An 18,308-nucleotide genomic window follows, 5' to 3' on the forward strand; every position below is an offset into this window, starting at 1 on the left:
CGGCCGCCCGCTACGGCAGCTGGTTGATCCTGAACGTCGAGGTCGTGTTGCGCACGTCCACGGCGTTGTCGCTCATCCGCAGGTTCTGGATGGTGACCTCACCCACCGCCGGCCCTTGTCCCGCCTCGGGCATCTCGTTCGCCCAGAGACCGAACCCGGACTTGGCGTCGAAGGCGTCACCGCTCTTCTTCGCCCCCGTGATGGTGATGTCCTTCAGGATGGTGTCCTTGATGGGATTGACCGGCTGGCCACCGACGTACTGCGTCTGGAACATGATTCCGCTGTAGGTCGGATCGACGATGTCCACGTTGTTGATGCGGATTCCCTGGAACACCTTGGAAGCCGAGAAGATCCAGATTCCGGGGAAGGTCTGCGCCCCCCAGAAATGGCCTCCGGCCCGGACGATCGAGATGTTCTCGAAGAGCGTCGGGTCGGTCCCGAATCCGTTCATCGGATACCCGAAGTCCAGCGAGCTGATGGTGATGCCCGAGTAGACGAGGGTGTCGGCGATGTAGATGTTGCGGAAGGTGTTGTTGAAGCCGCCGTAGACGGCGACACCGGCCGCGCGCCAGGTCAGGATGGCGCTCAGGTTCTCGTAGACGTTGTTCTTCATGTCCGCGCCGCCCGCGTCGATGGCGGAGAACAGCGCGAAGCTGTCGTCACCCGTGGAACGCGCCTCGATGTTGGCCACGAGGTTGTCCGTGCTGCCGTTGGTCATGTTGATGCCGTCGGCGAAGGTGTCCCGGATCCGCGAGTTCTTGATCGTGATCCGGTCGGTGTTGGCGCCCCAGTAGAGGCACACCTGGTGTTCGTTCCAGACGTTGTCGATGGTCATGTCGGTCACGTTGGCGAAGTCGAAGACCTTGCCGGGACCGTCGATGCGCGAGGTGTAGTTGCCGAAGTAGGCGAAGCCCGTGAAGGACGAGCCCTTCGCGGTGCCCTCCGCACGCCAGCCGTTGTCGGTGTTGTCCTGCGAGGACGGGGCGTGGAAGCGGGTGAACCACGGTCCGGCGCCGACGACCTGCACGGCCTTTCCGTACACCTGGAACTTGCTCGCCGTGTCGTAGTCGCCCGGCGGCAGGTAGACGCCCACGAGCTTGCCCGTGGTGTCCATGCGGACCTTGTCCAGGGCGTTCTGCACGTCCTGGTGGGAGAAGCCGGCGGGCACCGTGTAGGTGGCCGGATCGGGGTTGGGGATCACCGTGGCCTGTTCCAGGCTCACGAAGTCGATCGCGTAGGTGGTGGTGTTCGCCTGGTCCTTCTGCAGGCGGATCTTGCTGCCCGCGGGGACGGTCTCGCCGAGGAGGATGTTGGCCTCGTCGTAGATGTGCCGCGGGGCTCCAGCGCTGGGGGCGTTGCCCGGACCGGCCTCGGCCCCGTAGAGCCAGGCGTACTTCGAGGTCAGCGGCATTGCCTTCTTGAGGACGCCGTTGACGTAGACGTTGATGGTGGAGTCGATGCCGCCGCCGCCCGGGGCGTCCGGGATGGAGAAGCGGGTGACCAGGGTGTTGGTCGCGGCCCGGGTGGTGAACTCGACGTACTCGCCCGTCGCGTCCAGGTTCACGGCCTTGCGGCCCGAGGCCTCGCCGGCGATGTCGCCGACGGTCCGGTTGGGCCCGACGACATTGGCTCCGCCGCCGACCACCCCGTCCTCCGCCTCGTAGGTGTCGAAGGGCATGTTCGCCCCGCGGCCGACGAAGAAGGACTTGGTGGAGGTGTTGTTGACGCGCTTGACCGGCAGTTCGTTGGCGTCGTCGGCGAGGACCACCTTGACGGTGTACTTGCCGTTGGCCGCCGTCCAGTTGCCGAGCGCGATCGGTGCGGAGGAGGCACCCGCCGCGAGGGCGCCGCTGAAGGATCCGGTCAGCGTACGGATGGTGGCGCCGCCCGCGTCCTGGAGCGTGAGGGTGACGTTGTGGGTGCCCGCGGCCGCGGCCACGGTGCCCTGGTTCTTGACCGTGACGGAGAAGTTCACGGACTGGCCGGCGGACGGTGCGCCCGGCGACCACCCGACGGAGGAGGCCACCAGGTCCGAGCTGTCGACCGGGCGGACCACCAGCGGGGAGCCGGTGAGGCTGTTGTTGGTGTCGTTCTGCTCGACGACGGTGTTCGCCTCGTCGACGATCGCGCTCAGCGGGTAGCTGCCCGCGTCGCGCGGGCCGATGCCGGCCGTGACGGTGGCCGAGGCGCCTGAGGCCAGCGCGGGCACGTTGGCGGAGGCGATCTTCGAACCGCCGAGCTGGAAGGAGACGGAGGTCGCCGGGGCCGGAGCCGGGCCGGTGTTCTTGACGGTGGCCGACAGGGTGACGGAGTCCGACTCCACCGGGGCGGCCGGGCTGGCGCTCACCGCGGTGACCTGGAGGTCCGGGTTGGGCGCCGCGACGCCGAAGACCTGGAACTCGGCGATCTGGCCGTTGGAGGAACCGGTGTTGGAGGTGAAGCGCAGCTGCACGTCGGCGACGCGGGCGGTCAGCGGGATGGTGACCGTGTTGGAGCCGGAGGCCGGATTGAAGACGTAGTCCTTGGCGGCCACCAGGCCGGTGACGCCGGAGGCGCTCTGCTCGCGGCCGAGCACCTGGATGTTCTGGGTGCGGGTGCCCCAGCTGCTGTCCGGGTTGAGCTTGAGGACCAGGCGGTCGAGGTCGGCGTTGGCGCCGAGCTTGACGGTCAGGGTGCTCGGGTAGGCGCCGCCGGCCCCTTCCCAGTAGGTGGAGGTGCTGTTGTCGTTGGCGTTCTCCGCGACGAAGGTGTGGATCACGGAGGAGGCCTCGATGGGCTTGCCGACGGCCAGGTTGGAGCCGCCGGTGCCGCCGCTGCCGTTGCGCGTCACGGAGTTGCTGTCGCCGGAGCGGTTGCCCGCCGCGTCCTTGGCCCGGACGAAGTAGCTCACGGTGGCGGTGGCCGGCTGGGTGTCGGTGTAGCCGGTGGCGCTGCCCGCGACCGTGGTGAGCAGCACGTTGTTGGCGAAGACCTCGTAGCCGGTGACGCCGACGTTGTCGGTCGAGGCCTGCCAGGTGAGCTTGATCTGGCCGGCGGCCGGCTCGGTGAAGGCCAGGGAACCCGGGGCGGTCGGCGCCTGGGTGTCACCGGTGTCGCCGGCGCGGGTGACGCTGTTGCTGTTGCCCGACTGGTTGCCGGCCGCGTCCTTGGCCCGGACGAAGTAGGTCACGCTCGCGGAGGCCGGCTGGGTGTCGGTGTAGGTGGTGACGTTGCCCGCGACGCTGGTGCGCAGCTGGTTGTTGGCGTAGATCTCGTACCCGGTGACGCCCGTGTTGTCGGTGGCGGCGTTCCAGGTGAGCTTGATCTGGCCCGTCGCGGGCTCGGTGTAGGCGAGCGCCGTCGGGGCGGTCGGGGGCTGGGTGTCACCCGTCGTCGGGCCGTAGATCTCCAGCTCGGAGAGCTGCCCGCCGGGCTGTACGGAGTTGGACGCTATCCACACCCGCACGTAGCGGGTGGTGGTGGCGTCGAAGGTGATGCTCACCGTGTTCGCGCCGGCGGTGTTGAAGTCGTAGGCCTTGGACGCGGTCAGGTCGAGGTAGTCCGTGCCGTTCGCGCTGCTCTGGATCTTGAGGGTCTGGGTGCGGGCGCCCCAGTTCTCGGGGAGCTTCAGGACCACGCGGTCCACGCGGACGGAGGAGCCCAGGTCGGCCTGGAGCCACTGGGGCAGGGCGTTGTTGACGCTCTCCCAGTAGCTGGCGGTGTTGCCGTCGTTGGCGTTGCCCGGCACGTAGACCTGGGTGTTGCTGCTCGCGGTCAGCGTCTTGCCGAGGGCCAGGTTGGTCCCGGAGTCACCGGGGGCGCGGACCTCCAGCTCGGAGAGCTGGGCGGCCTGCCAGCCGGTGTTGGCGGTGATGTCGATCCGCACGTACCGGGCCTGGGTGGCCGGGAAGCCGATGGTGACCACGTTTCCGGCGCCCTGGCCGAAGGTGTAGGTCGCCGAGCTCACCAGGGTGCTGAAGCTGGTGCCGTCGGCGCTGCCCTGCACGGACAGGGTCTGGTTGCGGCTCTCCCAGGAGGCGGGGAGCTTGAGCACCACCTGGTCGACCCGGGTGGTGGCTCCGAGGTCGGTCTGCACCCATTGCGGGAAGGTGCTGCCGGCGCTCTCCCAGTACGAGGACTGGTTGCCGTCGGTGACGTTGCCGGGCGCGTAGGCGCCGTTGGTACTGCTCGCCGTGGCGGGCCTGCCCGCCGAGACGCTCGGTCCGCCGGCGGCCACGGCGGTCAGAGCGGGCCAGCCCAGCATCAGCAGGGCCGTGCTGATCAAGGCGGCCAGGGTCCGCCATCTCCAGTTGTGCCTTCTCATATGTCCTCGTCCCTCGACATGAACTTTCTGAACCATGGGAGATAGGAATTTGCGATGTTCGGTGCGAGAGTTGCAGAGCTTTGCCGAGTCGTCTACATCCCTGACAGCACTTTCATGCCGTCATTGCTTGCGCAAGCTGGGCGCAAATAACGCAAGCGATTTGCGTGAGGGGGCCACATTCCGCTTACGTCCGAACCGGCCTACCGTTCCTACTCATGCGGTCCCTGCGGTTCCTCCCCACCAGCAAGCGGCGCCTCGGGCTGCCCCGGCGGGCCGCCTCCCAGATCCTGCTGACGCAGCTGGCCATCGCCGCCGGCGTCCTCGCGCTGGCCACCGGTCTCTTCCTGGCCCCGCTCAGCGCGCAGCTCGACGACCAGGCCATGCGGCGCGCCCTGGCCATCGCCCAGAGCGCCGCCGCCGACCCTTCCCTGGCCGCCGGCCTCCTCGGCTCGGCCCCCTCCCCGGACAGCCCGGTCCAGGCCTCCGCGGAGCGGATCCGCTCGGCCACGGGCGCCGAGTACGTGGTGGTCCTGGACCTGGCCGGCATCCGCCGCTCGCACCCGAGCCCCGACCGCATCGGGCGGCACGTCTCCACCGACCCCGGCGACGTGCTGGCCGGCCGCGAGGTCATGGAGATCGACGAGGGCACCCTGGGCCGCTCGGCGCGCGGCAAGGTCCCCCTGCTCGCCGCCGACGGCGAGATCGTCGGCGCCGTGTCCGTCGGCATCGCCTACGACAGCGTCCAGGGCCGCCTGCTCGGCGCCATCCCGGGCCTGCTCGCGTACGCCGGCGGCGCCCTCGCGGCGGGCGCGCTCGCCGCCTATCTCCTCTCGCGCAGGATCCAGCGGCAGACCCGCGACCTGGCCTTCTCCGATATCGCGGGCCTCCTCGCCGAGCGCGAGGCGATGCTGCACTCCATCCGCGAAGGCGTGATCGCCCTCGACCCGGCCGGCCGGATCCGGCTGGTCAACGACGAGGCGGCCCGGCTGCTGGGCCTCGCGCCGGAGGCGGCCGGCGCCGCCACGGGGCGCGCCCTGGACGAGGTGCTCGGCCCGGGCCGCACCACCGAGGTCCTCACCGGCCGGGTCACCGGCCGCGATCTGCTCACCGTCCAGGGCACCCGGGTCCTGGTCGCCAACCGGATGCCCACCGAGGACGGCGGAGCCGTGGCCACCCTGCGCGACCGTACCGAGCTGGAGCACCTGGGCCGCGAGCTCGACTCCACCAAGGGCCTGATCGACGCCCTGCGCGCCCAGGACCACGAGCACGCCAACCGGCTCCACACCCTCCTCGGCCTGCTGGAACTGGGCCTGTTCGAGGAGGCCGCCGAGTTCGTCACGGAGGTGGTCGGGGTGCACCGCAGCACCACCGAGCAGGTCACCGAGCGGGTGCACGACCCACTCCTCGCCGCCCTGCTGATGGGCAAGGCCACTGTCGCGGCCGAGCGCGGGGTACCCCTGCGGCTGGCCGATTCCGCTCTGCTGCCCGACCGCCTCGTCGACCCGGGAGGTCTGGTCACCATCCTCGGCAACCTGGTCGACAACGCGCTGGACGCCGCGGTCGGCTCCTCCGCGCCGCTGGTCGAGGTCGACATCCGGGCCGACGGCCGCACGGCGGTGCTCCGGGTCCGCGACAGCGGCCCCGGCGTCCCGGTGGCGCGCCGCGAGGAGATCTTCACCGAGGGCTGGTCGACCAAGCAGCCCCGGGCCGGGGCCCACCGCGGACGCGGGCTCGGCCTCGCCCTGGTGCGGCGGCTGGCCGAACGGCAGGGCGGCACGGTCCGGGCCGGCGAGGCCGCGGACGGCGGGGCCGAATTCTCGGTCGTCCTCCCGGAGGCCCTGCGATGAGCGCCGCCGACGCCTCCGGCGCCTTCAGCACCGTCACCACGCCCGGCACGCCCGGCACGCCCGGCGACTTCGACGTGCTGGTCGTCGACGACGACGTGCGGGTCGCCCGGATCAATGCCGCCTACGTGGCCAAGGTGCCGGGCTTCCGCGTATCGGCCCGGGCCCATTCGGCGGCGCAGGCCCTGGCGCTCCTCGACTCCCGCCCCGTGGACCTGATCCTCCTCGACCACTACCTCCCGGACGAGAACGGCCTCGACCTGGTCCGGCGCCTGCGGGAGCGCGGCCACCACACCGACGTGATCATGGTGACGGCCGCCCGCGACCTGGCCACCGTCCAGACCGCGATGCGCCTCGGGGCCCTCCAGTACCTGGTCAAGCCCTTCACCTTCGCCGGCCTGCGCACCCGCCTGGAGGCCTACGGGGCCCTGCGCCGCACCCTGGACACGGGCGGCGAGGCCGAACAGGCAGAGGTGGACCGGATCTTCGGCGCCCTCGCCGCGGCGGGCGCCGACGCCCCGACCGACCTTCCCAAGGGCCACTCCCCCACCACCGCCGACCTGGTCCGCGGAATCCTGCGCACGGCCGAAGGCCCGCTCTCCACCCAGCAGGTCGCCGACCGCGCGGGCATCAGCCGCCAGACCGCCCAGCGCTACCTCAAGCTCCTCGACCGCGCCGGCCGCGTCGTCCTCGCCCTGCGGTACGGCGAAACGGGCCGCCCGGAACACCGCTACGCCTGGCGGCCGCCCACGACCGGCTGACTCCGGCCGCCCGGCCGGCGCGGCCCTACACCGCCCCGGCGCCCGTCAGCGCACGGACCTCGGTCTCCGCGTGCCGCCGCTCGTCCGGCTCCTCCGCCGAGGTCACGGTGCCCAGCCAGCCCGCCAGGAAGCCCAGCGGGATGGACACGATGCCCGGGTTCTGGAGCGGGAAGTACTGGAAGTCCACGCCCGGGAAAAGGGATTCGGGGCTGCCGGAGACCACCGGGGACAGGACCACCAGCAGCACGGCCGGGAGCAGCCCCCCGTACACCGACCAGACGGCCCCCCGCGTGGTGAACCCGCGCCAGAACAGCGAGTACAGGAGCACCGGCAGGTTCGCCGAGGCCGCCACCGCGAAGGCCAGCCCCACCAGGAAGGCCACGTTCAGGTCCTGGGCGAGCAGACCCAGCGCGATCGCCACCGCCCCGATCCCGACGGCCGCCGCCCGGGCCACCGCCACCTCGCTGCGCTGCCGGGCGTGCCGGCGCTTGAGCGAGGCGTACAGGTCGTGGGCGACGGAGGCCGAGGAGGCGAGGGTGATCCCCGCGACCACCGCGAGGATGGTCGCGAAGGCGATGGCCGCCACGAAGGCGAACAGCACGGCGCCGCCGGTCGAGTCGGCCCCGCCGCCCAGGAAGGCCGCGAGCAGCGGAACCGCGGTGTTCCCCGAGGCGTTGGAGGCCCGGACCTCCTCCGGTCCGAGCAGCGCCGCCGCGCCGAATCCGAGCACGATGGTCATCAAGTAGAAGCAGCCGATCAGCCCGATCGCCCACACCACCGACCGGCGGGCCGCCCGCGCCGTGGGCACGGTGTAGAAGCGGGACAGGATGTGCGGCAGCCCGGCCGTCCCCAGGACCAGGGCGAGCCCGAGGCTCATGAAATCGAAGCGGGCCGTCCAGTCGCCGCCGTACTTGAGCCCGGGGCCCAGGAACCGGTCGCCGTGTCCGCTGCGCTCGGCGGCGCTGCTCAGCAGCTGGTCGAAGTTCCCGTGGAAGCGCAGCAGCACGAGCAGCGTCAGGGTGATCGCCCCGCCCATCAGCAGCACGGCCTTGACGATCTGGATCCAGGTGGTGGCGCGCATGCCGCCGAAGGACACGTAGATCACCATGAGCGCGCCGACCCCGATGACGGTCAGCGTCCGCGCGGAGCGGCCGGAATCGGCGAGCAGCAGCCCCACGAGACTGCCGGCGCCGACCATCTGCGCGACGAGGTAGAGCACGGAGACGACCACCGAGGAGGTCCCGGCGGCGATCCGCACCGGCCGCTCCTTCATGCGGGCGACGACCACGTCGGCGAGGGTGAACCGGCCGCAGTTGCGGACGAGTTCGGCGACGAGGAACAGGACGACCAGCCAGGCGACGAGGAATCCCACCGAGTACAGCAGGCCGTCGTAGCCGAAGAGGGCGATGAGCCCGGAGATCCCGAGGAAGGAAGCGGCGGACATGTAGTCGCCCGCGATGGCGAATCCGTTCTCCATCGGGGAGAACAGTCGCCCGCCCGCGTAGAACTCCTCTGCCGAACCGTGCCGGTTGCGGCTCACCCAGGTGGTGATGCCCAGGGTGACGGCGATGAAGACGCTGAACAGGAGCAGCGCGAGCGTCTGGTGCTCGGTGGTCACCGGCCCGCCCCCCGTCCCCGGGTGTTCTCCCCGGCGTCCGCCCTGCGGACCTGCTCCTGCTCGAAGACCGTCCAGCGCAGGTCCAGCGCCGCGCGGTCGCGCCGCAGCCGGGCGTGGCGGGCGTAGGCCCAGGTCAGGAGGAAGGTGCTGAGGAACTGGCCGAGGCCCGCGAGGAGGGCCACGTTGACGGAGCCGAACACGGGCCGGGCCATCATGCCGGGCGCCGTGGTGGCGGCGATCACGTAGGCGACGTACCAGAGGAAGAATCCGAGGGTGGCGGGGACGACGAACCTCCGGTAGCGGCCGCGCACCTCCTGGAAGGCGGCGCTGCGCTGCACTTCGAGGTAGATGTCGGACGCCGCTCGCGCGGGCGCCCCGTCCGGGGACGAAGTCGGCGGTGACGATTCCGCTCCGCCGCCCGCGGCTCCACCGGGCCCCTCGCCTGCGCCGGCACTCTCGCCCTCGCCCCAACCGACGGCCAGTGCGTCGTACCAGGGGTCGTCCAGCCGGATCGTTCCGGCATCACGACCTTCGTGCTTGTCCACCGAACTCTCCTTGTCCGCCGCCGCAGTGGCCGCGTGCCCACAAGGATGTGCGGGAGAAACGGTTTCCGGACTGGTGTCCCGGTGCTCTTCACTCCATCAGGTGATGGAGTGAAGAGCACCGGTGTGCCAGTGCCACGGAAGTGCCACCGGGGATCCCCCGGTGGTCTCCCGGTCCGGTCAGGCGTCGATGCGCGAGCGGTCCAGGGTGGCGGCGGAGCTGGTGATGAACTCCTTGCGCGGGGCCACCTCGTTGCCCATGAGCAGGTCGAAGACCGACTCGGCCGAGTCCAGGTCGCCGATGTTGATCCGGCGCAGCGTACGGAACCGGGGATCCATCGTGGTCTCCGCGAGCTGGTCGGCATCCATCTCGCCGAGGCCCTTGTAGCGCTGGATCGAGTCCTTGTACCGGATGTTCTTGCGCTGGTACTCCAGAAGGGTCTGGCGCAGCTCGTTGTCCGAGTACGTGTAGACGTACTTGTCCTGGCCCTTCTTCGGCTGGACGAGCTCGATCCGGTGCAGCGGCGGCACCGCGGCGAAGACCCGGCCCGCCTCGACCATCGGGCGCATGTAGCGCTGGAAGAGCGTGAGCAGCAGGCACCGGATGTGCGCGCCGTCCACATCGGCGTCCACGAGCAGGACGATCTTCCCGTATCGGGCGGCGTCGAGGTCGAAGGTCCGGCCCGACCCGGCTCCTATGACCTGGATGATCGCCCCGCACTCGGCGTTCTTGAGCATGTCCGAGACCGAGGACTTCTGGACGTTGAGGATCTTGCCGCGGATGGGCAGCAGTGCCTGGAACTCCGAGTTCCGGGCTAGCTTGGCCGTACCGAGCGCCGAGTCGCCCTCGACGATGAAGAGCTCGCTGCGCTCCACGTCGTCGCTGCGGCAGTCCGCCAGCTTGGCGGGCAGCGAGGAGGACTCCAGCGCGGTCTTGCGGCGCTGCGCCTCCTTGTGCTGGCGGGCCGCGATCCGGGTCCGGGCGGCCGCGACGATCTTCTCCATGACGGAGCGGGCCTGCTGCTTGTCGTCCCGCTTGGTGGAGGTCAGGAAGGCCTTGAGCTCCTTGGCGACGACGGCCGCGACGATCCGGGTGGCCGCCGAGGTGCCGAGCACCTCCTTGGTCTGCCCCTCGAACTGCGGCTCGGCGAGGCGGACGGTGACGACGGCCGTCATGCCCTCCATCGCGTCGTCCTTGACCACGTCGTCCTCGGCGACGCGCAGCAGCTTCGCGGAGCGCAGCACCTCGTTCACGGTCTTGGTGACCGAGCGCTCGAAGCCCGAGATGTGGGTGCCGCCCTTGGGGGTGGCGATGATGTTCACGAACGACTTCACGTTCGTCTCGTACCCCGTGCCCCAGCGCAGGGCGATGTCCACGCCGAGCTCGCGGGTGACCTCGGTGGGGGTCATGTGGCCGCGGTCGTCGAGGACCGGGACGGTCTCCTTGAAGGTGCCGGTGCCGGTCAGGCGCAGGACGTCGCAGGCCGCCTTGTCCTGGGCGAGGTACTCGCAGAACTCGCTGATGCCCCCGTCGAAGCGGAAGGTCTCCTCGGTCTTGCCGGCCCCCTCCAGGCCTCGCTCGTCGCGGACCACGATGGTCAGGCCGGGCACGAGGAAGGCCGTCTGGCGGGCGCGCTGGTAGAGCGTGTCCAGCGTGAGCTTGGCGTCCTTGAGGAAGATCTGCCGGTCGGCCCAGTAGCGGATGCGGGTGCCCGTCTTGCCCTTGGCGATCCGCTTGCCCTTGCGCAGGCCGTTGGCGGGGTCGAAGGGGCTGTCGGGGCCCTGCTCGGTGAACATGCCGGGGACGCCGCGGCGGAAGCTGATGGCCTGCGTCGCGCTGCCGCGGTCCACCTCGACGTCCAGACGCGCCGAGAGGGCGTTGACGACGGAGGCGCCGACGCCGTGCAGGCCGCCGGAGGCCGCGTAGGAGCCGCCGCCGAACTTGCCGCCGGCGTGCAGCTTGGTCATGACGACCTCGACGCCTGAGAGGCCGGTCTTGGGCTCGACGTCCACGGGGATGCCGCGGCCGTTGTCGCGGACCTCCACGGAGGAGTCCTCGTGGAGGATCACCTCGATGTGGTCGCAGTAGCCGCCCAGGGCCTCATCGACGGAATTGTCGATGATCTCCCAGAGGCAGTGCATGAGGCCCCGGCTGTCGGTGGAGCCGATATACATGCCGGGGCGCTTGCGGACGGCCTCGAGGCCCTCGAGGACGAGCAGGTGCCGCGCGGTGTAGTTGGAGCCGTCCCGGTCTGCTCCGGTCAGCAGTGCGCTGGAAGGCACGGACGTGTCGGCGGTCACGCAGTTCGCTCCTCGCTGAATTTCTTTTCTGGCCCGGTCGGGCGCAGTGGTGGCTCGGTTGCCGTTGGAAGGGTACCGAGGCCTGGTAGAGCCGATGCAACGCCATCCCAGCCCCTTCACCAGCCTAGTGCAGGTCCGCACGCATGTTCGATCCCCCGTGAGGGTGAAGCAAACATCACGTTCCCTTCCGCGCATGAACCATTTAGTGTTCGGGCACGTCCTCATGAACAACCGGCACTCAGCCGGAGAGGGCAGAACTGCGACAAGCGAACGACCTGACAACGCGAAACCGTAAAGCAACGCAATACGGCTCCTTCGCCGCCAACCGGCAACGGCCGGCCAGCTTCGGAAGGAAGTTTCGAGGAAAAGCCGCGAGCGGGAACGTTTTCGGCCTGGTTGGATGTTGACCCTGGTACGACAGCTCGTCGAGCTAGAGAAGAGGCGACGTGACTACTGTTCTGACACCCGCGACCCCGCTGACGGCCGCTGACCGATGCGACCGTTGCGGCGCCCAGGCATATCTGCGCGTCGTCCTGCTGAGCGGCGGTGAACTGCTCTTCTGCGCCCACCACGGACGCAAGTTCGAGCCGGAACTCAAGAAGATCGCCGCGGAAATACAGGATGAGACCGAGCGGCTTACGTCCGCTCCGGCGGCCAGTGCCGCCGACCACGAGGACCGCTGACACAAGGCCTAGACCTCGCATCCGACGAGCCAGGACCGGCGCAGCCGGTCGACGGGCGGTCCCTCTGAGACCCAGAGGGACCGCCCGTCCTCATGTCCGGACGGGGTTCAGCGCCGCGGCGCGGTCCGGTCCCCCGCCGCGAGGCCCCTCCCGGGCCCCTGAGCGGGGCGTACGCCCACCCCCAGCTCTCCACGGGCACCAGGACGGCCAAGCTCCCCGCGGGCCGCCTCCGGGCCGCTGACGGAGTCGGCGACGAAACCGATCAGCGGTGCGATCCGGGTGTACACCCCGGGGCTGTCCGCGCGCCCGCAGCCGCGCCCCCAGGACACCAGCCCGATCAGCCGCCCCTGGGCCACCAGGGGGCCGCCGCTGTCCCCCTGGCAGGCGTCCTTGCCGCCCTCGCGGTCCCCCGCGCACACCATGGAGTCGGCCCGGTACTGACCGTCGGCGTCTCCCGGGTAGGCCCGCCCGCACACCTCGTCCGCGAGCACCGTCACCCTGGCGGCCCGCAGTGCGTAGGCGTAGTCGCCGAAGCCGCTGGTGTCGCCCCACCCGTATACGGCGGCCTCGGTGCCGGCCCCGTACGCCGGGTGCCCGGAGCCGGCCATCGGCAGCACGTTCTGCGCGGCCACGGCTTCGGCCAGCTCCAGCACCGCGAGGTCCCCGGCATTGCTGCCCGGGTCGTAGGCCGGGTTCACCCGGGCGGACCGCACCGCGATCTCCCGGCCCTCGCCGGCACGCAGCTCCGTACGCCCGGTGATCACCCGGAAGTCGCGGACCGAGTCGACCGGACCTCCGAGCACCTGGCGTCCCAGGCAGTGGGCCGCGGTCACCACCTTGGTCGGGGCGACGAGGACGCCTCCGCAGAACTGGCCGCCGCGCGTACCCCCGAACCGGTCACGGCTGGCGAGGGCCACCACCCACGGGGCGTCGGCCACCTTCACCGGCGTTCCGCCGATCACCACGCTGTCCGCGGCCGCTCGCGGCGCCTGGAAGAGCGGCGCCGCCGCCGCTCCTGCCGCCAGGGTCAGCGCTCCCGCCAGAACACGGGCAAAGGGACGACGCATGAGGCCTCCTGACTCCGAGTGTGCATGACTCCACTCAGAGTGGGACGCCCGGTGGCCGTGCGCACCCGCGCGGCCACCGGCGGCGACCCGTCGCCGCGCCCCGGTCGGGATCAGCCGGGATCAGCCGGGATCAGTCGAGGTAATCGCGCAGCACCTGGGACCGGGACGGGTGGCGCAGCTTCGACATGGTCTTCGACTCGATCTGGCGGATGCGCTCACGGGTGACCCCGTAGACCTTGCCGATCTCGTCGAGGGTCTTGGGCTGGCCGTCCGTGAGGCCGAAGCGCATCGAGACCACGCCCGCCTCGCGCTCGCTCAGCGTGTCGAGGACCGAGTGCAGCTGCTCCTGCAGGAGCGTGAAGCTCACGGCATCGGCCGGGACGACCGCTTCGGAGTCCTCGATGAGGTCGCCGAACTCGCTGTCGCCGTCCTCGCCGAGCGGGGTGTGGAGCGAGATCGGCTCGCGGCCGTACTTCTGGACCTCGATGACCTTCTCGGGGGTCATGTCGAGTTCCTTGGCCAGCTCCTCCGGGGTGGGCTCGCGGCCCAGGTCCTGGAGCATCTGGCGCTGGACGCGGGCCAGCTTGTTGATGACCTCGACCATGTGCACCGGGATGCGGATGGTGCGGGCCTGGTCGGCCATGGCGCGGGTGATCGCCTGCCGGATCCACCAGGTGGCGTACGTGGAGAACTTGTAGCCCTTGGTGTAGTCGAACTTCTCCACGGCGCGGATCAGACCCAGGTTGCCCTCCTGGATCAGGTCCAGGAAGAGCATGCCGCGGCCGGTGTAGCGCTTGGCCAGGGAGACCACGAGGCGGAGGTTGGCCTCCAGCAGGTGGTTCTTGGCCCGGCGGCCGTCCTCGGCGATGATCTCCAGCTCGCGCTTGAGCTTGGGCGCCAGCTTGTCGGAGTTGGCGAGCTTGTCCTCGCCGAAGAGTCCGGCCTCGATGCGCTTGGCGAGCTCGACCTCCTGCTCGGCGTTGAGGAGGGGAACCTTGCCGATCTGCTTGAGGTAGTCCTTGACGGGGTCGGCGGTGGCGCCGGCCACGGCGACCTGCTGGGCCGGAGCGTCGTCCTCGTCGTCCGAGATGACGAAGCCCTTGCTCTCGGCGCCTTCCTCCTCGTCCTCGGACTCGGCCTTGGCGGCCGCGGGACCGTCTTCCCCGGACTCCTCGTCGCCCGCGTCGTCGGCGTCCTTCTTGGCGGCGGTCTTCTTCGCCGCCGTCTTCTTCGCCGCGGTCTTCTTGGCGGGCGCGGCCTTCTTCGCAGCCGTCTTCTTCGCCGCCGTCTTCTTGGCGGCGGGCTCGGTCGCGGTCCCCTCCGCGAGGGCGTCGGCGGTGTCGGAACCGACGGGATGCGCTTCCGCCGCCCCGGCCACCGCGTCCGGTGCGGCCGCGGCGGGCGCGGCCGTCGTCCCGGCCGCCGCCTTCTTGGCGACGGGCTCGGTGGCCGTCCGCTTGACGGGGGTCTTCGCTGCGACGCTCTTGCGGGTGGCGCGCTTGGGCGACTCCGCGGCACTGACCATCAGCGTCACACCCTCTTCCTCGAGGATCTGGTTGAGGCTGCGCAGAACATTCTTCCACTGGGTCGCAGGAATCTGGTCAGCCTCGAAGGCCCGACGCACGTCATCGCCGGCGATCTGCCCCTCGGCCTTGCCCCGCTCGATGAGCGCCATCACAGACTCGGAATCGGCGATCTCCGGCGGGAGCGTACGGGATGTGCTGGCCGACACGAACAACCTCTCGGAACGATGGAAACGGCTTCCGACCCCGGCCTGGTGGTGCTGGACCGGAGCCGACGACCACCGACTGGGGATGGGCCGGGGGCGCGGGCAGGGGCCGGGGAGCTGCACAGCACCCCCAAGGGCTGCTGTCTTCCCTCCGTCGGCCATCACCTCTTAGGTCATCGCGTGACCTCGCTGAGCGTTACGCCCAATCTTCGTGGCCCGAGTCACACCCCGATCGATGCCATGCCGGTCATCCCGTTATTTCTGCACGTCCGGTGTGCCCGAACACGCCCCGTTTCGCGGGCCGGACAGCTCCCCGGAATCGGCGTCCCGGCGGCCGCGGCGCGGAGCCGGCAACCGGCCGGGGCGCTCAGAACCCCGGCGGGAAGCCGGACTCCGCTGCCGCCGGGCCCTGCCCGGACCCCGTCCGGGCGTGGCGCCCGGGACCGGCAGCCCACCGGCCCGCCCACGCCCTCGCGCTGCGGTCCGTCAGTGCTCGCGCGGGGCGGGGACCACGCGCTCGACCTCCGGATGCACCGTCAGGAGCTGGCGCATGGCGTTCTCCGCGCCCACCGCGTCGCCGGCGGCGAGGCACTCGACCATGCGCGCGTGGTGCGCGACGCAGGTCTCGCTGGGGCGGTCGCAGGCGGTGATGGGACTGCCGGACACCTGCAGGGCGGCGGAGACGATGCCGGAGAGGTGCTCCAGCATGCGGTTGGCCGCGACCTGGATGAGCAGGGCGTGGAACTCGTTGTCCGCACGCGCGAAGGTGATCGAATCACCCTGCCCGAGGGCGTGTCCCATGATCTCGACCATGTCGGCGAGGCGCTGCTGGATCTCCGGGCGGCCGTGGCCGGCGGCGAGGCGGGCGGCCAGCGGCTCGATGGTCCAGCGGAGCTCGCCCAGCTCGCGGCGCTGGTCGTCGCGCTGCGGGCCGAAGGCGCGCCACTCGATGATGTCGGGGTCGAGCAGGTTCCAGTCGGCGACCGGGCGGACCCGGGTGCCGACGTTGGGGCGGGCGCTGACGAGGCCCTTGGCCTCGAGGACCCGCAGGGATTCGCGGACGACGGTGCGGGAGACCTCGAAACGCTGGCCGATCTCCTCGGGGACCAGCGGGCGGTCCGCACCGAGGTCACCGGAAACGATCATCTGGCCGAGCTGTTGGACGAGTTGGCCGTGCAGTCCGCGGCCGCGGCTGCCTGCGGCGCGGCGGCCGACCCGGCTCAACTCGACGTCGGATCCGTCCCAGTGGGGCACTCCCACCCGGTCGGCCCCCGAGGCCTCCGGGTAGGGGTAGCGGTCGAGTTCGCCCGCGCCGGCGAGGCCGGAATCGGCATGGCGGGCGGCGGTCATCATGGTGTGCGCAAGGGTACTCACGAATCTTTTGTCGGCCGTGTCTCCGTGACCCTTGAGGTCTTTGGTGAAAAGCACACGAAAGGGTGATCGGTGCCACCTACGCAATTGACGACTTATCGTAAAGAACCGGGCCTTTTGCGGGGAGTTGCGGTCCGCCGGGTCTGATGTGAACCACAACGGTCCCGATGGGTCCGGACCGGCACCGGAACGATCACCAACGATCCCTCACAAACGGACGCGCCCCCGCAGTCCTGTGAACCCATAGGCGCACAACAGGACCATCAGCGACAACACCAGTGCGGTGCCGACCGGTTGGGCCATCACCCGGATCGCCCCGAGGACCAGGCGGTCCGCCTCCGGCGGCCACTGCGCCCAGGCCAGGCCGCGCAGCCGCTCCGCGAGTCCGGTGACCGGGTACGCGGACGGGCCGTCAAGGGCCTTGCGCACCAGCGGTACGACCATGACCGGTACGGCGAGCACCGCGGCCAGGCCGGCGGCGGCGGACCGGAAGACACCGGAGGCCAGCACCCCGGACCAGGCGCAGCCGATGAGCAGCCCTGCCCAACTCGCGCCCGGGGAGACCCATTCCGCGGGCGTACGGAGCGGCCCGCTGCCGAACACCAAGGTCAGGGCGGCGGCATCGGCGGTCACCGCGAGGGCGCCGAGCAGCAGCGCCAGGGCGGCGCTGACGCCGAGCTTCGCCGTGAGCAGCCCGAGCCGGCGAGGGACGGTGCCGCGGTCGGCGGCGAGCGCGGGGTAGCGGTACTCCTCGCCGAAGGCCAGGGATCCGAGCAGTCCGGCCCCGAGCGCGGCGGGCGGCAGCGGGAGCAACTCCGGCCAGGCGGCGAGCAACCGGTTCTGCGGGGTGTGACCGGCCCGGGCCAGCACCAGCGCGGTGACGACGGACACGGCGACGACGAAGGCGGCGGTGAGCACGGGGGTGGCGGTGCCGAAGACCCGGTGCAGCTCGTAGCGCAGGGGCCGCACCGGGCCGCCGAGCCGGCGCACCGACGAGGCGGGCCGGCCCGATCGGGCGGAGCGGGCGGAGCCGGTGGATCGCGCGGAGCCGTTGGATCCCGCGGAGCCGGGCCGGTCGCCGCCGCCCGCTCCGGACGCGGCCGGCGTTCCGTCGGCGGCCGGGGTCGCGGTCCCGGATCCGGCGCGGTCCCGGGCGCGCGGCAGCGACGGCTGTGCTCCCGCGTCGCCGGTCTCGTCGGCGAGTTGGTGGACGAGCACGCCGTTGCGGAAGGCGGCCTCGCCGACCTCCGCGCAGTTGCTGCCGTAGACGGACAGCCGGCTGCCGCTCTCCTCCACGATCTCCACCGTGCGCTGGGCGGCCCGCGCCTCCCGGCCCAGTACGTCGGCCAGCCGGGCGGCGTGCGGGGTGCGCACGGCGACCCGGGGCCGCAGCCGCGTCCGGGCGAACTCGACGGCGTCCTGGTCGGCGACGAGCCGGCCCGCCTCGATGCTCACGACCCGGTCCGCGCTGCGGGCGGCCTCCTTCGCGTCGTCGGTGGTGAAGAGCACCGCGCCGCCGAGGGAGGCATGGCCACGCAGCAGCCCGTGCAGCCAGCTCCGTTCACGGGGCGAGAGGCCGGCGGCGGGCTCGTCGAGGAGGAGCGTGCAGGGGTCGGCGAGCAGGGCGGCGGCCAGCGCGACCCTGCGCTCCATGCCGAGCGAGAGCGAGCCGAGCCGCTGGTCGCGCAGTCCCGCGACGCCGACGACCTCCAGCATGGTGTCGGCCCGCGCGGCCGGCACGCCTGCGGCGGCGCAGAGCATCCGCAGCTGGCCGCGCACGGTGCGCGAGGGGTTGCCGGGGAGATCGCCGAGGAGCACGCCGACCTCGCGGCCCGGATGCGGGATCCGGTGCAGGGGGCGCCCGCGGAAGTAGGTGACTCCGCGGCCCGGTTCGAGTTCGAGCATGAGCCGCAGCGCGGTGGTCTTGCCCGATCCGGGCTCGCCGAGCAGGGCGGTCACGCTCCCGGGGCGGGCCTCGAAGGTGAGGTCGTCCACGAGGGGCGGCTGGTTTCGGCGGGGGGTGCTGGTGAGTCCGATGGCCTGGAGCATCGCTTCTCTCGCGGGGGGTGAGACCGCTCTGCGGCAGGGT

The 18,308-nt window shown here is 71.2% G+C and carries 11 protein-coding genes; 3 read left to right on the forward strand and 8 right to left on the reverse strand.

Going from position 1 to position 18,308, the window contains the following annotated elements; all coding sequences use genetic code 11:
* Positions 1 to 10: 10 nt before the first annotated feature.
* Positions 11 to 4,303, reverse strand: coding sequence for a discoidin domain-containing protein (locus ACIA8F_RS11085; RefSeq protein WP_399378002.1), 4,293 nt, complete (start codon positions 4,301 to 4,303; stop codon positions 11 to 13).
* Positions 4,304 to 4,518: 215 nt separating this feature from the next.
* Between ACIA8F_RS11085 and ACIA8F_RS11090 the strand changes: the two genes are divergently transcribed.
* Positions 4,519 to 6,150, forward strand: coding sequence for an ATP-binding protein (locus ACIA8F_RS11090; RefSeq protein ID WP_399378003.1), 1,632 nt, complete (start codon positions 4,519 to 4,521; stop codon positions 6,148 to 6,150).
* Positions 6,147 to 6,908: a response regulator gene (locus tag ACIA8F_RS11095; protein WP_399378004.1), complete on the forward strand. Its 762-nt coding sequence runs from the start codon at positions 6,147 to 6,149 to the stop codon at positions 6,906 to 6,908. Before ACIA8F_RS11090 ends, ACIA8F_RS11095 begins: the two co-directional genes overlap by 4 nt.
* A gap of 25 nt (positions 6,909 to 6,933) precedes the next feature.
* On the opposite strand, the gene ACIA8F_RS11100 is transcribed toward ACIA8F_RS11095, so the two are convergent.
* The 3 genes from ACIA8F_RS11100 to ACIA8F_RS11110 form a co-directional block, all read right to left on the reverse strand.
* Positions 6,934 to 8,526, reverse strand: coding sequence for a cation acetate symporter (locus ACIA8F_RS11100; RefSeq protein ID WP_399378005.1), 1,593 nt, complete (start codon positions 8,524 to 8,526; stop codon positions 6,934 to 6,936).
* The gene (locus tag ACIA8F_RS11105; RefSeq protein ID WP_399378007.1) at positions 8,523 to 9,071 is read right to left on the reverse strand and encodes a DUF485 domain-containing protein; all 549 of its coding nucleotides are present in this window, start codon (positions 9,069 to 9,071) and stop codon (positions 8,523 to 8,525) included. The genes ACIA8F_RS11100 and ACIA8F_RS11105 overlap by 4 nt, the downstream gene beginning before the upstream one ends.
* A gap of 177 nt (positions 9,072 to 9,248) precedes the next feature.
* A complete protein-coding gene (locus tag ACIA8F_RS11110) occupies positions 9,249 to 11,369 on the reverse strand; it encodes a type IIA DNA topoisomerase subunit B (protein WP_399378008.1) in 2,121 nt (706 codons plus the stop codon).
* 446 nt (positions 11,370 to 11,815) lie between these two features.
* Between ACIA8F_RS11110 and ACIA8F_RS11115 the strand changes: the two genes are divergently transcribed.
* Positions 11,816 to 12,052 (forward strand): hypothetical protein, encoded by a 237-nt coding sequence (locus ACIA8F_RS11115; RefSeq protein WP_399378009.1) that lies wholly within the window; start codon positions 11,816 to 11,818, stop codon positions 12,050 to 12,052.
* Positions 12,053 to 12,159: 107 nt separating this feature from the next.
* Here ACIA8F_RS11115 and ACIA8F_RS11120 read toward each other — a convergent pair whose 3' ends face one another.
* From ACIA8F_RS11120 to ACIA8F_RS11135, 4 genes are all read right to left on the reverse strand, one after another.
* On the reverse strand, positions 12,160 to 13,119 hold the full coding sequence (locus ACIA8F_RS11120; RefSeq protein ID WP_399378010.1) for a serine protease: 960 nt from the start codon (positions 13,117 to 13,119) through the stop codon (positions 12,160 to 12,162).
* Positions 13,120 to 13,249: 130 nt separating this feature from the next.
* Positions 13,250 to 14,857, reverse strand: coding sequence for an RNA polymerase sigma factor (locus ACIA8F_RS11125; protein ID WP_399378011.1), 1,608 nt, complete (start codon positions 14,855 to 14,857; stop codon positions 13,250 to 13,252).
* 477 nt (positions 14,858 to 15,334) lie between these two features.
* Positions 15,335 to 16,201, reverse strand: coding sequence for a FadR/GntR family transcriptional regulator (locus ACIA8F_RS11130; protein WP_399378080.1), 867 nt, complete (start codon positions 16,199 to 16,201; stop codon positions 15,335 to 15,337).
* A 225-nt stretch (positions 16,202 to 16,426) separates the two neighbouring features.
* On the reverse strand, positions 16,427 to 18,268 hold the full coding sequence (locus ACIA8F_RS11135; protein ID WP_399378012.1) for an ATP-binding cassette domain-containing protein: 1,842 nt from the start codon (positions 18,266 to 18,268) through the stop codon (positions 16,427 to 16,429).
* Positions 18,269 to 18,308 lie beyond the last annotated feature (40 nt).

It is taken from the genome of Streptomyces sp. NPDC051563, assembly GCF_044454225.1.
Lineage (GTDB): Bacteria > Actinomycetota > Actinomycetes > Streptomycetales > Streptomycetaceae > Streptomyces.

What these genes read in the sequence shown, in the direction of transcription:
- ACIA8F_RS11120 (WP_399378010.1), bottom strand. Translation starts at nt 13,119, where the DNA reads ATGCGTCGTCCCTTTGCCCGTGTTCTGGCGGGAGCGCTGACCCTGGCG.
- ACIA8F_RS11090 (WP_399378003.1), top strand. Translation starts at nt 4,519, where the DNA reads ATGCGGTCCCTGCGGTTCCTCCCCACCAGCAAGCGGCGCCTCGGGCTG.
- ACIA8F_RS11085 (WP_399378002.1), bottom strand. Translation starts at nt 4,303, where the DNA reads ATGAGAAGGCACAACTGGAGATGGCGGACCCTGGCCGCCTTGATCAGC.
- ACIA8F_RS11095 (WP_399378004.1), top strand. Translation starts at nt 6,147, where the DNA reads ATGAGCGCCGCCGACGCCTCCGGCGCCTTCAGCACCGTCACCACGCCC.
- ACIA8F_RS11135 (WP_399378012.1), bottom strand. Translation starts at nt 18,268, where the DNA reads ATGCTCCAGGCCATCGGACTCACCAGCACCCCCCGCCGAAACCAGCCG.
- ACIA8F_RS11130 (WP_399378080.1), bottom strand. Translation starts at nt 16,201, where the DNA reads ATGATGACCGCCGCCCGCCATGCCGATTCCGGCCTCGCCGGCGCGGGC.